14 protein-coding genes and 3 pseudogenes are annotated in these 14,621 nt (G+C 39.8%); 11 read left to right on the top strand and 6 right to left on the bottom strand.

The genetic code is table 11. From position 1 onward, the window contains the following. Positions 1 to 135: 135 nt before the first annotated feature. Entirely contained in the window at positions 136 to 1,458 is a 1,323-nt protein-coding gene (locus EKM69_RS09460; RefSeq protein ID WP_125710484.1) for an ISL3 family transposase, read from the top strand. Here EKM69_RS09460 and EKM69_RS12525 read toward each other — a convergent pair. The 4 genes and pseudogenes from EKM69_RS12525 to EKM69_RS09440 form a co-directional block, all read right to left on the bottom strand. After that, positions 1,453 to 1,962, bottom strand: a pseudogene (locus tag EKM69_RS12525) (hypothetical protein). The gene EKM69_RS09460 and the pseudogene EKM69_RS12525 sit on opposite strands and share 6 nt — an antisense overlap. Next, complete coding sequence (locus tag EKM69_RS09450; RefSeq protein WP_125710483.1) at positions 1,952 to 2,233, bottom strand: type II toxin-antitoxin system RelB/DinJ family antitoxin; 282 nt, start codon at positions 2,231 to 2,233, stop codon at positions 1,952 to 1,954. The pseudogene EKM69_RS12525 and the gene EKM69_RS09450 overlap by 11 nt, the downstream one beginning before the upstream one ends. Positions 2,234 to 2,482: 249 nt before the next feature. Then, a pseudogene (locus EKM69_RS09445) lies at positions 2,483 to 2,824 on the bottom strand (replication initiator protein A); the annotation flags it as partial. Positions 2,825 to 3,110: 286 nt separating this feature from the next. Next, complete coding sequence (locus tag EKM69_RS09440) at positions 3,111 to 3,443, bottom strand: hypothetical protein (RefSeq protein ID WP_125710479.1); 333 nt, start codon at positions 3,441 to 3,443, stop codon at positions 3,111 to 3,113. 716 nt (positions 3,444 to 4,159) lie between these two features. Here EKM69_RS09440 and EKM69_RS09430 point away from each other — a divergent pair. The 3 genes and pseudogenes from EKM69_RS09430 (at position 4,160) to EKM69_RS09415 (ending at position 6,519) form a co-directional block, all read left to right on the top strand. Next, a complete protein-coding gene (locus EKM69_RS09430) occupies positions 4,160 to 4,945 on the top strand; it encodes a ParA family protein (RefSeq protein ID WP_011669002.1) in 786 nt (261 codons plus the stop codon). Positions 4,946 to 4,948: 3 nt separating this feature from the next. Then, complete coding sequence (locus EKM69_RS09425) at positions 4,949 to 5,188, top strand: hypothetical protein (RefSeq protein WP_011669001.1); 240 nt, start codon at positions 4,949 to 4,951, stop codon at positions 5,186 to 5,188. Positions 5,189 to 5,588: 400 nt separating this feature from the next. Then, positions 5,589 to 6,519, top strand: a pseudogene (locus tag EKM69_RS09415) (IS30 family transposase). Positions 6,520 to 6,580: 61 nt separating this feature from the next. Here EKM69_RS09415 and EKM69_RS09410 read toward each other — a convergent pair. Beyond that, positions 6,581 to 7,162, bottom strand: a complete 582-nt coding sequence (locus EKM69_RS09410; RefSeq protein ID WP_125710475.1) for a recombinase family protein — start codon at positions 7,160 to 7,162, stop codon at positions 6,581 to 6,583. Between the two features lie 1,342 nt (positions 7,163 to 8,504). On the opposite strand from EKM69_RS09410, the gene EKM69_RS09395 reads away from it, so the two are divergent. From EKM69_RS09395 to EKM69_RS09365, 7 genes are all read left to right on the top strand, one after another. Further along, positions 8,505 to 8,864, top strand: a complete 360-nt coding sequence (locus tag EKM69_RS09395; protein ID WP_011222020.1) for an ArsR/SmtB family transcription factor — start codon at positions 8,505 to 8,507, stop codon at positions 8,862 to 8,864. After that, the gene (gene arsD / locus EKM69_RS09390) at positions 8,851 to 9,213 is read left to right on the top strand and encodes an arsenite efflux transporter metallochaperone ArsD (protein ID WP_011222021.1); all 363 of its coding nucleotides are present in this window, start codon (positions 8,851 to 8,853) and stop codon (positions 9,211 to 9,213) included. Before EKM69_RS09395 ends, arsD (EKM69_RS09390) begins: the two co-directional genes overlap by 14 nt. Positions 9,214 to 9,296: 83 nt before the next feature. Continuing rightward, complete coding sequence (gene arsA / locus EKM69_RS09385; protein ID WP_125710471.1) at positions 9,297 to 11,027, top strand: arsenical pump-driving ATPase; 1,731 nt, start codon at positions 9,297 to 9,299, stop codon at positions 11,025 to 11,027. A 58-nt stretch (positions 11,028 to 11,085) separates the two neighbouring features. Then, positions 11,086 to 12,381: an arsenic transporter gene (locus EKM69_RS09380; RefSeq protein WP_054737350.1), complete on the top strand. Its 1,296-nt coding sequence runs from the start codon at positions 11,086 to 11,088 to the stop codon at positions 12,379 to 12,381. A 16-nt stretch (positions 12,382 to 12,397) separates the two neighbouring features. Then, the gene (locus EKM69_RS09375; protein WP_003678453.1) at positions 12,398 to 12,727 is read left to right on the top strand and encodes a hypothetical protein; all 330 of its coding nucleotides are present in this window, start codon (positions 12,398 to 12,400) and stop codon (positions 12,725 to 12,727) included. Continuing rightward, a complete protein-coding gene (gene arsD, locus EKM69_RS09370; protein WP_225351580.1) occupies positions 12,723 to 13,049 on the top strand; it encodes an arsenite efflux transporter metallochaperone ArsD in 327 nt (108 codons plus the stop codon). Before EKM69_RS09375 ends, arsD (EKM69_RS09370) begins: the two co-directional genes overlap by 5 nt. Before the next feature lie 23 nt (positions 13,050 to 13,072). Then, positions 13,073 to 14,473 carry an FAD-dependent oxidoreductase gene (locus tag EKM69_RS09365; RefSeq protein ID WP_054737352.1) on the top strand — a complete coding sequence of 467 codons (1,401 nt, stop codon included), beginning with the start codon at positions 13,073 to 13,075 and terminating at the stop codon, positions 14,471 to 14,473. Positions 14,474 to 14,481: 8 nt separating this feature from the next. Here the strand turns inward: EKM69_RS09365 and EKM69_RS09360 are convergent. Next, positions 14,482 to 14,621 (bottom strand): transposase (locus EKM69_RS09360; RefSeq protein WP_164505916.1); only part of this gene is annotated, 140 nt, incomplete at its 5' end.

Below are 14,621 nucleotides of genomic sequence, written 5' to 3'. Positions count from 1 at the left end.
TCAAGTGAACCAGCTAATGCTTTAAGGGATTTTCTAAGTGCATTTGTGGTCACAAAAATAATTTAACACTGATGATTTCGACATCAAATCTATAATTGATACCTTAACACCGCAGAGTAATAAAGGATGAATAATATGTCAGACTTATTATCCCTACCAGACATTAAAACAATAGAGCCGCCACAAGAAAATGAAACCGATATGATGTTTAAAGTTGAAGCAGTCGGACCACCTGAACGTTGTCCTGAATGTGGTTTTGACAAGTTGTACAAACACAGTTCAAGAAATCAACTAATTATGGATTTGCCCATTCGTTTAAAGCGAGTGGGCTTACAATTGAACCGTAGACGATACAAGTGTCGTGAATGCGGATCTACCTTCTGGGAACGCCTAATATCTGTAGATGAAAAGCGTAGTATGACCAAAAGGCTTTTAAAGTTCATTCAAGAGCAATCCATGTCTAAGACCTTTGTAGAAGTCGCAGAAAGCGTTGGTGTTGACGAGAAAACCATTAGGAACGTTTTTAAGGACTATGTGGCACTCAAAGAACGTGAATACCAGTTTGAAACTCCTAAGTGGCTTGGGATAGACGAGATACATATTGTCCGTAGACCTCGGCTTGTATTGACTAATATTGAACGCAGGACTATTTATGACATCAAGCCTAACCGTAACAAGGAAACAGTCATCCAACGTCTTTCAGAAATCAGTGACAGGACTTACATTGAGTACGTCACAATGGATATGTGGAAGCCCTACAAAGACGCAGTGAACACTATCCTTCCACACGCTAAAGTTGTCGTAGATAAGTTTCATGTAGTTAGAATGGCTAATCAAGCCTTAGATAACGTCAGGAAGTCTTTGAAAGCCCATATGAGCCAAAAAGAAATACGTACCCTTATGCGTGAAAGGTTTATCCTTCTAAAGCGTAAACACGATTTAAATGAACGTGAATCATTCCTCTTAGATACTTGGTTAGGTAATCTTCCTGCTTTAAAAGAAGCCTATGAACTCAAAGAAGAGTTTTACTGGATATGGGATACTCCTGATCCAGATGAAGGTCATCTTCGTTATAGTCAATGGAGACACCGTTGTATGTCCAGCAACTCTAAAGACGCATATAAAGACCTCGTGAGAGCCGTAGACAACTGGCATGTCGAAATATTCAACTACTTTGATAAAAGGCCCACTAATGCTTATACGGAGTCAATTAACAGCATTATTAGGCAGGTAGAGCGAATGGGTAGAGGTTACTCGTTTGATGCCTTACGAGCCAAAATCCTTTTCAATGAGAAGCTCCATAAAAAGCGTAAGCCACGATTTAATTCAAGTGCTTTCAATAAAGCTATGTTATACGATACTTTCAATTGGTATGAAGTGAATGATCACGACATTACAGACAACTTTGGTGTCGATTTTTCCACACTTATTAAGAATTTGGAGAAGGGTGATTTATAAGCCCTTTTCCACCATAAAATCCGAATACCCATTGTTTTTTGGCTTAATTTCTGGATTGTGTTTAGCAAAGTCTTTTAACTGTTTTTGAATTCTTTGTGTAAGCTCTGCTTTACTTTCTTTGTGCTTCCTTTTACTTGATCGCTGTTGAATTATCTTTTGACCCTTACCTCTTATTTTTGATTTTAGGTCAAGCGTAAAATCTGAAATTTTATTTTGATCTAGCTTACTTAAATGACCGATTTCTTTAAAGTTTAAACCGGCTTTGGGAAAGCGATAAATACTACCAATATCGACCCAGGAAGGTTTCTTCAACCCAGCGGATTGCCAATCTTGAATCGGATAATATTGTTGCTTGATATAAGCCGACTTCTTTTCATACTGACTAGTAATTTTAAAAGCCTAGACCGTCTGTTCTGATACGCGACGAATTAAAACTGGTCGAGACTTGCCACTGTTAGTTTCTACAAAACTAATGTATAGGCTGACTAAGTCATTAGTCCTCATCTGGATCGTTGAGCCAATCAGCGACCTCTTTAGCGTCTTTGAACTCGGTGACTGGTGTCCCTTCGGTCGCCTTTAAAAAGCGTAAATTAGCTTTTTCTTCTTCGCTTAAAGACACATTAAAAGGTAAAGCACCATTAGCAACAATCCGCTTGTAAAACATGTTAATGGCCGTGGTTGGATTTAAGCCCAATTCGCTTAAAACTGCTTCGGTATCATCGGCCAAATCTTTATCAATCTTGACTTGGACCCGTTTCTTTTCCTTAACCGTCATGATTGTCTCATCTCCCTTCTTTTACTACTACCATTATACTACCTTTTGAGTACCTTATCAATAGATAAAGCCCTGGCCTCAAATCACTTGAGCTTGGCGTTGATCTAAAGGCTGAACTTTTGAGCTGGTTAGCTCTGGCGCTCATTTAAAAGCCCCTATTCTTCTGTTTAAGCCATTTAAATCTAGCTTAAGTTAAAGAGGCTAGCAAGTCTTAAAACTGCTTAGAAAGGATTTTGTAGCCTTTTAGGACTAGTAGTACAACCCACTGTTGTCGTTATCGGCCGGCTTTTCTTCTTCGGGGTGTTTGGCCGCGTATTCTCTAGCCGCTTGTTTATTCCACCAAACACCAAATAGATTTTGCATGGTGCCGTACAGGTAGTTTTCCACGTTCTTGATGTGCTTCTCATTGCTTCTTAGGGCGTTAAAGTAACATCTCAAGGCTTTAGTCATTAAAAATTTAAGTTCTTCGTCGTCCAGTGGGATTATGACGCCAATATCTTTATGATCCTTCTCAATTCGGTACTTAGCATTTAAGATAATACCAACGAAGCGACGCATATGTTGCGGGGTACGGCACCAAAAACTAAGCAGTATTCATCATGTTACAGCACCCAAGTAAAAGCTACGAAGATAAAAACATTCATCCTCAAAATATGTAACCTAGAAAAAAGGCCTCCAGTGTTAAACCGGGAGCCTTTTTTAGTATACCAATTTTTACTTAACATAAGGCGGCTTATACCAAGTAACCCACATTCACCGCGGTACTTCCACATTCCGTTATTTCTTGATTGTGAACTTGTCCAAAAAAGAAGTGGTATAGGTCACAGATTGGCCTTAATTGGGGAATTATACTTTGTGAAATTTACTGGGATTACTCCTAGACCATTCCCTTAAATTCAACTGTCTCATTCTTTGTATTAACCAAAAATTTGCCAACACTTCCCCGATACTTCACTGATACTTTAAATGAATACTTGTAATTTACTCGAGTGTATCGAATACTACTAATTCTTCCCTGATACCCTTGACTACGCAAAACTCTCTTCAATTGATCTCTCTGCTGATTTGTAATTCTTGCAGAACTCCGATAGATTGTCTTCTTAACGATCACATCTTGATTCAATGGAACAATGTAATCCTTACATTCCAACAATTCCACCAACTTTCTTTTTTTCTTTGGAATTTGACTTGACGGGTTACGGTTTTCCATTCAGTTTAGAGGGAGTGACGTTTTGAGCGCAGAATTGTTCCCTGGAAACAGCTATTTGGAATAACTGAACCAGAGTACAATTCTACTACTAAAAGTTTCCCCTTAGTTCGTCGGTCGTTAACGCCCGTCGCTTGTCTGTACAATTGCGGTATTGCTACCACCACTCATTATAAACCTACGTTTTCGGTTTAGCCTACTAAAAAACGCCCTAGTAGGCGTTGATGATACGTATTTATATTTGTTCGATCACCAACTAATCAGTGGCACCAAGCCGAAGCTTCGTTTTACCACCCGCGCCGTTAATGGTCGCGCTCACCATTCACCACCCAGCCGTACAGATGACCTTGTTGTGGTATAGCCAGACTTATTGAAGTCGCACTGGCAAACGTGTCCCCTTGGATTTAGACCCCAGCTTGTCCCCTAGGGCTTTAAAAATCGCACCGGCCATGATATAATAGTCATTGAACTAGATGACTTTTATGTGGCGCTCACCGATTCCCGTCGGTGGGTGTTTTTTTATGTTCTATTTTATGAATTAACCATACCACTATTCATCTTGTTTATAAACAAAAATCGCAAAAATAACAAAAGTAATTTGTAACAAGTTTCATGTAATTTGATACTTGTAATTTGTATCTTTATATTTACGTTGAATTGCTATGCTCGTTGCATTACAATGACTATGAACTAATAAGTTCAAGTCTGGAGGATCCTGTATGACCACATCGATCACGATAGGAAACTTTAAAGGTGGAGTTGGAAAAACAACAACTTGTGTAACCTTTTCTTATCTATTAAATAAAGCCCATAGAAAAACCTTATTAATTGATTTTGATCCACAAGGAAATGCTAGTGAAATTATAGAAAAAACATTTCCTGTATTCAAACAAAAAAATTCCAAAAGTTTAACTGATGGTATTAAGAATCTGGATTTATCTGAGTCCATTGCACACGTCACAGATTACCTTGATCTGATGCCTAGTGATTGGAGCTTATCTTTGCTTCCTGATATGCTTGAAGATTATAAGAAAAGTGACCGACCACTATTTTTAAAAACTTTGCTAACAAAAATTAGAAATGATTATGATTATATTTTAATAGACGTTCCGCCAACGCTATCAGCATATACAAATAATGCCGTTTTAGCCTCAGATTACGTAATTATGGTTATGCAGACTCAAGAGCAATCTTACTCAAGTTCTTTAAAATTTGTAAGCTATCTTCAAGGGCTTAGAAAAGACTATGACAAATCATTTGATTTGCTTGGCATTATTGCCTATCTGGTTAAAAAAGACGGACCTGTCGATCATGAAGTGTTGAAAGCCGCTAATCAAGCCTTTGGAAAAGCCCTATTTCATGGGAACGTATTTCAAAGAGAACGTGTTAAACGTTTCGGAAAAAGTGGAATTAAAGATGAGGATATGTGGGACAAAAGGGCTTTATATATGTATCAAGTAGTATTAGATGAAGCTCTATCACGAATTAATCTGTTGGAGGAGTAGAATATGCCAGAAAAGAAAAGTCTTTTAGATCAGATTGATGCAGAGAGTCAATTAAAAGATGGCGACTCTCCTTTTAAACGAAAAGAAAAAACAAAACCATTACGAGTTAGAGAATCATTTTACAATGATATTCGAAAAATTGCCTTCGAAGAAAATACAAAAATGGTTGAGATTTTAGATGACATAATAAAGCGTGGGCTTCGAAGCTATAAAAAGAGTCACCCAGATACAGATTACAAGTAACTTGTAATCTGTAACTTGTATCTTGTAACTTGTAATAAGTAACTTGCAATTTTAATTTAACCTGAACAAAATACGCTTACGACTCAAATTCAGGCTTTGGAATCCAGCGATGCTAACAAAGAAAAAAGTAAATAATTACGCGCTCTCAGACAACACGTTCACCTTTTAGATGTATACTTGTCCGTTTAAATTAAGCAGAATGCACACAAAAAAGTCCTCTATTATGCGGAATAGAGGGCTTTTCTGAAATCAGTACATACAGGCTTTGCTTAGGAGCGTTGCTTGTGTCCATTTAGGACATAGTAGATTGTAAAATTAATCCGAACGCTGTTCGGACAAAAAAGATCAGCTTCCTTTAAAATGGTGTTTACCACAAACCCATCTTTTAGGAGCTGATCTTTTGTCTAGTATAACCTATTCCGAACGAATTAAAATCGAAACCTTTTGTGAACTAGGGCTGTCCAATATCCAAATGGGCGTTCGGCTGAACCGATCACCGTCAACAATTTCTTATTAATTATCTCGATGTCAACCTTATCAGGCTGAATTAGCACAAACAGATGCCGAATTACAAGCGATCACGATGTGGTCGGAAAACTAAGCTGAGCGATGAGTTAAAGCAAACAATTCTCAACCATTTACATCTAAGCTGGTCACCAGGAATGATTGCTCAAGAATTTAAACTAGCTACTAAATCTATTTATAATTGGCTAAATCAGGGGAGAATTGGTTTCTCCTTGAATGATCTACCTGAACATGGCGTACGCCAACGGCGTAACGTTGACCAACGATCCAAATATAATCAATCTTTGGGGCGATCGATTGAACAGCGTCCCATGATGATTAATCAACGTAATCGCATCGGTGATTTTGAACTAGATACCGTCGTTGGCCCTCGTGGGCATAGTAAGGCAGTTTTATTAACTTTAATCGATCGCAAATCACGGTTCCTTTGGGCATATCGGTTAAAGGACCGAACGACAGCGAGTGTTAATGAAGCACTGACTAAGTTCCTAACAACTTTTAATGGACCGGTGCACAGTTTTACTGTGGACCGTGGTACTGAGTTTAGTGGGCTAGTATCATTTGAATCACAATATGGTATTAAGACCTATTACTGTCATGCTTATACGCCAGCTGAACGTGGTAGTAATGAACGCTTTAATCGGAATTTACGTTATTTTTATCCTAAGGGGACTCGTTTTGAGCACATTAGTGCTCAAGATTTAACGACGACGTTACTCCAAATTAACCAGAGACCGCTTAAAATACTTGACTGGAAAACACCGTATCAGGTTATGCTGACCAATTTGTCCAAAAATTCGGATTAAATTTGCAATCTACCACATACACAATCTACCAAATATCCTTTTTCATGATCTTTCACCTGTTTTAGATTTTAGAAGTATCACTTGGTTTCTCAATTAACTTAAACCGTCGCTGCTGCGTGCGTTTACTAATCCCCGTCTTTCGTTCAATCATCTTGTAGGTCATGCCTTGTTTTCGCAGCTCATAAGCAAATCTGATTTGTTCATCAGAATACGTTTTCGGTCGCCCTTCCCGAAACAACGGATCATGTTGCTTGGCATACAATTTACCTTCTTGTGTACGCGTGACAATCATATCGCGTTCAAACTGCGCAAAGGCGCTAAATATTGTAAAGACTAATTGGCCAGTCGGCGTATTGTCAATTAAGCCCATATTCAAAATGTTGACTTTGACATTTTCTTTAAACAACTCTTGGATAATGGCTAATGCCTCGCGCGTGTTCCGCGCAAACCGATCCAGCTTAGTGACAATCAAAGTATCGCCTGTTTTTAGAACGCGCAACAGTTTTTGAAACTCCGGTCGTTCGGTAGTTGTGCTGGTAAACTTTTCTTGAAAGATTTTTTCTGCTCCTGCCAATTTTAGTACCTCAATTTGATTTGCTAATTTTTGATCAGTGGTACTGACCCGCGCATAGCCATATTTCATCTTTTTAGCTCCTTACTTATGTCATTAAGTAATGACACGGTTCTAACCCTTTAATTATACAGTATCAAAAAAGAGGCCACAACTGTTGAGTTGTGTCGCTTTTTAAGGTGCGCCCGGCATGGGCAGTAACTAGGCGGTGTAAGTCCGCTGTGAGCCGTAGTGGCCGGTATCACGAGTCGAAGACAAGGGCGTCTATCGTGAGGTAGAATCTGAAGGAAGTCCTAGACGAAACATCGAATCGATGAACAAGAAGTGGCTAAAAGGCTGGAAACGGTGGGATGAGATTACCTAACAAATCGAAGTCCCTGACCACTCGAAACCGTCACAGTAAAGCCAACGGTTTGATGCGAAAGCTACTGCTCTTACCCGGGGAGGTCTGTCATGGTAGTTCTCTCAAGCTGGAAGTTATTTCTGGCAGGAACAGGCTCAATAGTAATGTTGAGTTGTCCATGACAGAAGTCAGCCGAGGCCATAGTAGCCAGTAATGGTGAGGGGCTGAACAACAATAATTTTGATTCATCCTGGAGGTGGAAACAATGCGACAATCGCAGAAAACAGAAAATAAAGCTGACTACCTGCGGAGAGTAACCCTGGAAGCTCACTATAAAAAATGACTAGATATTGTAAAAAAGCAGCGGGATAATATGAGATTTAAGTAGCCAAAAGCCTGATAAAACGGGCTTTTTTGTTTGCCGTTGATTTGAAAGTTTAGGTATCTTTTTCTCCCAATTTTGTATAGAAATTTGGCCGATTGAGCAATAATAAGCAATGATTATCAAATTATGGTACCAAAATTGGTACCGCAAAAAGGCCGCCGGGACATATGGACTTCCTTTTATGGATTTGAATAAGTTATTTTCAAAACGAAATATCGATCCAAGTTTGAAGTTGGTTAATCTATCGGCTTAAAAAACTAATCATGGAAGAATGTGATTATTCAGTATGATCTAAAATAGATGCTGCTATTTTATTTCAAAATAAAGCTTGACGCTTACATAGATATGGGTCTATATTATAGATATAGATGCGCGTCTATGTTTACAAAATACGATGTTTCTTGCGGTAATCGAAGCAAGTTGAGTTGAGGAAATGCAGTTGCGGAGTTTGCAACTAAGTTCCCTAAGATCACCACGAAAGCGGTCATAATCATTCATTTTGGCAACACTGATTAGCAAGAAGTATCTGCTTGTTGAATATTTTCTGCTAAACAGGATTGGCTTTCTGTTGTTGATTAAGCCAAAACCAAAAGTAGCAAGTTCAGTCTGTATCACTGTAACATCAATGTTTATTATTAGCGTATTTAACTAATAGATTACCTTAATTATGGAATAGGAGCTTACAAATGGACTATCAAAAGTATGTTCAAATGCTGAAAGCAATGGCCGATCCAAATCGCTTAAAAATTATTGATCTGCTTTCCTGTGGTTCTTTGTGTGCTTGTGATATTTTAGAGCACTTCGACTTTTCACAGCCGACTTTATCCCACCATATGAAAGTTTTGCAAAATGCTGGTATTGTTGCGGCACGCAAGGAAGGTAAGTGGCAGCATTATACGTTACGCCCCGATTTTATGCTGACCTTTAAGCAGGATACGGCGCAATTATTATCAAGTGATGATCACTGTATTTGCCACGATGACGGCTGTGTTGATTGTGAAGAATGTGCTTCAGGAAAGGTTGTTATGACAAATGAAAAAAATTGAATTATTTGAACCAGCAATGTGCTGCTCGACTGGGGTTTGTGGTCCGTCCGTTGATCAAAATCTCTTAATGATCACGTCTGCCTTTGATGCTTTACAAGGTGTTAAAACGATTGAAGCTGACCGTTACAATTTAAGTAATAATCCTGATGTTTTTAGTGAACGAGCCGATATTTTAGCGGCCATCAAGGATGATGCTGACGCTGTTTTACCGATCACCGTGGTTGACGGCCAGATCGTTAAAACGGGCGCGTACCCAACGATCGATGAATTATCTGACTATACTGGGCTAGTTTTCGTGCCAGCTGAGCAAACAGGCGGTTGCTGTGGCGGTGATGGTGGCTGTTGCTAAATTTTACTAAAGGTAAGAGATGGCGCGGCCATTTCTTTTGAATTATATATAGATAAATATATATGTGACTGAGGAGGATATCAATGCAGGACTATCAACCACAAAACGCTAATTTAACTCATTATTTGTTTTTTACCGGTAAAGGTGGCGTTGGTAAAACAACGACGGCCAGTGCAACCGCCATTAATTTGGCTGATGCTGGTAATCAAGTGATGCTCGTTTCAACTGACCCAGCTAGTAATTTACAGGATGTTTTCAATACAGCATTAACCAATAAACCGCAAGCAATTAATGGTGTATCAGGGTTGTTTGCCGCCAATTTTGATCCTGTGACCGCAGCTGGTGAGTATCGGGAAAGTGTTGTTGGCCCTTATCGCGGCGTATTGCCGGATGCTGCTGTTAAAAATATGGAAGAACAGCTATCCGGTTCCTGTACGGTCGAGATCGCGGCATTCAATGAATTTGCCAACTTTTTAACTGATCCGGCGGTTGACCAGCGCTTTGATTATATTATTTTTGACACGGCGCCAACTGGTCATGCCTTGCGCATGCTACAGCTACCGTCAGCGTGGAATAATTATTTAGATGAAAATGATCGCGGTGCTTCTTGCTTAGGCCAATTAGCCGGTATGGGTGATAAAAAAGCAATTTATGCAAAAGCGGTAGCAACGTTAAGCAATGGGGACTTGACCACATTAATGTTGGTGACGCGGCCACAAAAAGCCTCATTACTTGAAGCAGCACGAGCAGCACAAGAACTAGCCGCGATCGGCATGACTAATCAGCAGTTGATCATTAATGGCACGCTTAAAACACCGACGGATCACGCTTCGCAGGCTATTTTTGCGCAACAACAGGCTGATCTACAACAAATGCCGGCTGTATTAAAAAAATTTGCTCAGTATGAAGTGCCGTTACGCGCCTACAACGTTACCGGCTTAAATAAATTACACCTGGTGTTACAGGCAACACAACCCGCATTAGCTACCTATCCGCCGCTGACCAATAACTATCCCAACTTAGATACGATCGTTGCTGATCTGATCAAGACGGATAAAAAGATTATTTTTACCATGGGCAAAGGGGGCGTCGGTAAAACAACGGTTGCGGTGCAGATCACGCAGAAATTAGTGACCCAACATAAAACCGTTCATCTAGCCACCACTGATCCGGCCGATCATCTAGATTTCTTTAAAACAGCTGATCCGGCAGTTACGATCAGCCATATTGACGAGCAGCAGGTATTGAAAGATTATCAAGCTGAAGTACTGGCAACGGCTCGCCAAACCATGAAAGCGGCTGACGTTGATTATGTCGCCGAAGATCTCCGTTCACCATGTACGCAAGAAATTGCGGTTTTCCGCGCTTTTGCTAATATTGTGGCGCAAAACGACAGTGACGTGGTGGTGATCGATACGGCGCCAACTGGGCACACGTTGTTACTATTAGATTCCACTCAAAGCTATGCACAGGAAGTTAAGCGCACAGCCGGTGACGTGCCACAAGCAATTATTGATCTATTGCCACGGTTGCAAGATCCCCAACAAACCGAGATCGTGATGGTGACTTTACCGGAAACAACGCCAGTCTACGAATCAATGCGGCTCAATGAAGATTTAAACCGGGCGCAAATTGCCCATACATGGTGGTTGGTCAATCAAAGCATGCTGGCTACACAAACCACGCATCCGTGTTTACAAGCACGGGCACAAAATGAAGTTGAATGGATCGAAAAAGTCAAAGACGTTTCGGCCAATCATTTTGCAGTGGAACAGTGGCAACCAGATTTTGAACAAACGCTATTAACGATTTAAATAAAGATATCAATTGATCAGGGTAGCGATACCCTGATTTTGGTAGTTGGGAGGAATTATGCAAGTCTTTTTTGCTGTTTTTATATTTTTACTCACGTTATTATTCGTCATTTGGCAACCTAAGGGGCTATCAATAGGCTGGACCGCAATTGGTGGGGCAGTACTTGCACTGCTATTTCGGGTCGTCACATTTAAAGATGTGGGTACCGTTACTGGGATCGTTTGGAACGCCACTTTGTCGTTTGTTGCCATTATTTTGATCTCATTGATTTTAGATGAGATCGGCTTTTTCGAGTGGGCCGCTTTACATATGGCACGACTGGCTAAAGGCAATGGTGTACGTATGTTCATTTTGATCGTTATTTTAGGTGCGATCGTGGCGGCACTTTTTGCCAACGATGGGGCGGCATTGATTTTAACGCCGATCGTTCTGGCAATGGTGCGAGCCCTACATTTTGATGAAAAAAAGGTTTTCCCATTTATTATTGCCAGTGGCTTTATTGCCGATGCGACTTCGTTACCATTAGTTGTTAGTAATCTAGTCAATATTGTTTCCGCTGACTTTTTCGGCATTACATTTTCCGAGTATGCCCTAAGAATGTGGATCCCTGATCTTTTTTCACTGATCGCCAGCATCAGTATCTTATATTTGTATTTCCGCAAGGCCTTACCCAAACATTATGATGCAGATCAGGTTGCTGAACCAAAATCTGCAATCAAAGATCAACGATTATTTAAGTTCTCTTGGGTCGTGTTAGCGGCGTTATTGATCGGTTATTTTAGCAGTAGTTTTCTAAACATTCCCGTTTCGTTTATTGCACTTACGATTGCCGCAATTTTCTTGTTGGTTGGTCAACAAAGTCATCACGTTGATACTAAGGCAGTCATTAAAGGAGCACCGTGGAACATCGTCTTCTTTTCAATCGGAATGTATGTGGTGGTTTATGGCCTACAAAATGTTGGCTTGACAACATTACTTGCTGGTGTTATCGCCAAAATGGCAACTGGTAGCCGGTTTGTGGCGACCATGGGAATGGGTTATTTGGCAGCGTTCCTGTCATCAGCGATGAATAATATGCCAACGGTAATGATCAATGCTTTATCGATCAAGGGCGCTAATGTATCAGGGTTAATGCACCAAACGTTAGTTTATGCAAATATTATTGGTTCTGATCTAGGACCAAAGATCACACCAATCGGTTCGCTGGCGACGTTAGTGTGGTTACATGTTTTGGCGCAAAAAAACGTAAAAATTGCTTGGGGTACTTATTTTAAAATTGGGATCACGATCACGATTCCAGTCCTATTCATTACATTATGTGGTTTATGGTTATCGCTAAGTCTTTTTGGTTGAGAAAGGATGACTTGCTATGATGCAAACTGAGTATGCACAACAAGATTCATTAGCTAATAGATTAAACATAGTCGATGCTTTAGTGAAACAGGCCACGAAAGCTGAAATAGAATCAATTTCTGCTGTTTACCTGATTCAAGCCAACCAAGAAATTAATTTGCTTGAATTAAAATACAGTAGTGAATTAACAATACAACAGAACTTGTATAAGGTAAAAATAGCCTTTTTGCAAATAAATCACTTGATTTTAAATAATCTAGCGGTCAGCTATTTTCGTGATTATACACAAATAGAAAAGGAATTTGAACATTTTCATCGTCTAATATGCGAGGTGAAAGACGATTAAAATTGAAATATTTGAAGAGGCGATGTGTTGTGCAACTGGTGTTTGTGGTCCCAGTGTAAAGAAAGAATTGATTCAGACTACCGCAATTCAACGTCATGTTAATGCAGATGGTGAAAATATAATCATACGCAGAAATCTTACACAAAATCCGGACGCCTTTGTTCGTAATCATCAAATAAATGACCTATTAAAAAAATATGGAATCACTGTATTACCAATTACTATGGTTAACGGTATAATTTTTAAACAAAGAGATTATCCAACCTTCCAAGAGTTTTCAGATTATCTACATCAGGATTTAAGTCGTGCATTTGTTCGCTAACAACGGTGAAAGGAATTAATTAAATGGCAAATGAAACGGAAAAATTATTAATTATCGGCGGCAGTGACGCCGGAATTTCGGCGGCCTTAAAGGCTAAAGAACTTAAACCTGAATTAAAAGTTCAGATATTATTAGCAGATGAGTACCCAAATTTATCAATTTGTGGAATACCTTATGCAGTCAGCGGAGAAGTGCCGGATTGGCACTTGCTAGCTCATCGTAATTTACAAGAATTGACTTCGACTGGTATTGAATTTCAAATGAACATGATTGCAGATAAAATTGAACCGCAACGACATGAAGTCGTAGCACATGCGCTTACAGGCGAATTAAAAACTTATCATTATGACCACTTGGTTGTAGCAACAGGGGCTAGACCAAAACTATCGGGTATTAAAGGTGTGGACCTGGCGCAAGCTCAACAGCAAGATAGTAAAGTTCGTATTTTGCATACAATGGCAGATTACTTTGCGATTGAAAGAAATATAGCTACAGATAGTGTTCGGAAGGTCGCAATTGTTGGGTCTGGTTATATCGGAATCGAAATGGCGGAGGCTTTAAGAAAACGGCATTTAGACGTCACTATTTTTCAACGAGGTTCAGAAATACTTTCCACGGTTGATGCTGATTTAGGCCGAATTATTCATCAAAAGTTGTCTGCTAATGCCGTCAATGTTATTACTGGTTTAACCGTTTCAGAAATTAATGAAACTGGTAGCAACGTGGAAGTTGTTGGCTTAAATGATCATCAAAAGACACAATCTTCTACGTATGATTTAGTCTTAATCGTTGTTGGTGTTCAACCAAATAATGAGCTACTGGTCAAGGTAGGTGCTGAAACTGGAATTGCCGGGGCCATCGAGGTTGATCAATATATGCAGACCTCATTACCTGATATATGGGCGGCCGGCGATTTGGTGGAAACAAGACATCATTTATTAGGTGAAACCTACTTGCCATTAGGTACAACTGCACATAAACAAGGAAGAATTGCTGGTTTTAATATTGCTGGAATTCAACGTGCCTTTAAAGGTAGCCTGGGGACACAAGTTTTAAAGGCATTTGATTTAGTTGTTGTACGGACAGGGTTATTGACAAGTGAGGCTATCCAGGCAGGGTTTAATCCTTTCACGGTAACAACTGATGTTGATGACCATAAGGCTTATTTTCCCGGTGCTCAAAAAATTAAGATCAGAATTACTGGTGATCAAAAAAGTGGCCGGCTTTTAGGCGTGCAGTTAATTGGTCATTACGGTAGTGAAGTTGCTAAACGCAGTGATATTTTTGCTACGGCAATTTTTAATGATATGACAGTAGCCGAAATTAGCGACCTAGACTTATCCTATTCACCACCAGTTGGATCACCTTGGGATGCAGTACAAATCGCAGCACAGAACTGGGAACAACAGAATGCGAAACGCTAAGAACGTGTTTAGAATCTTTTCAAGAGTATTCGCAGGAAGGCTAAGCTAATCATCATCTTACTGGTGTTCAGCTTTCGCTCACAATGGCGCCAGAGGCGCCGATATTTTCCTAGCCAGCTAAAACTGCGTTCGATAACCCAGCGTTGCG

Origin of the sequence: Companilactobacillus zhongbaensis (assembly GCF_003946515.1) — a bacterium.
Taxonomy (GTDB): Bacteria; Bacillota; Bacilli; order Lactobacillales; family Lactobacillaceae; genus Companilactobacillus; species Companilactobacillus zhongbaensis.
The sequence above is the reverse complement of the archived record's forward strand: the minus strand, read 5'-3'. Positions and strand labels throughout refer to the sequence as shown.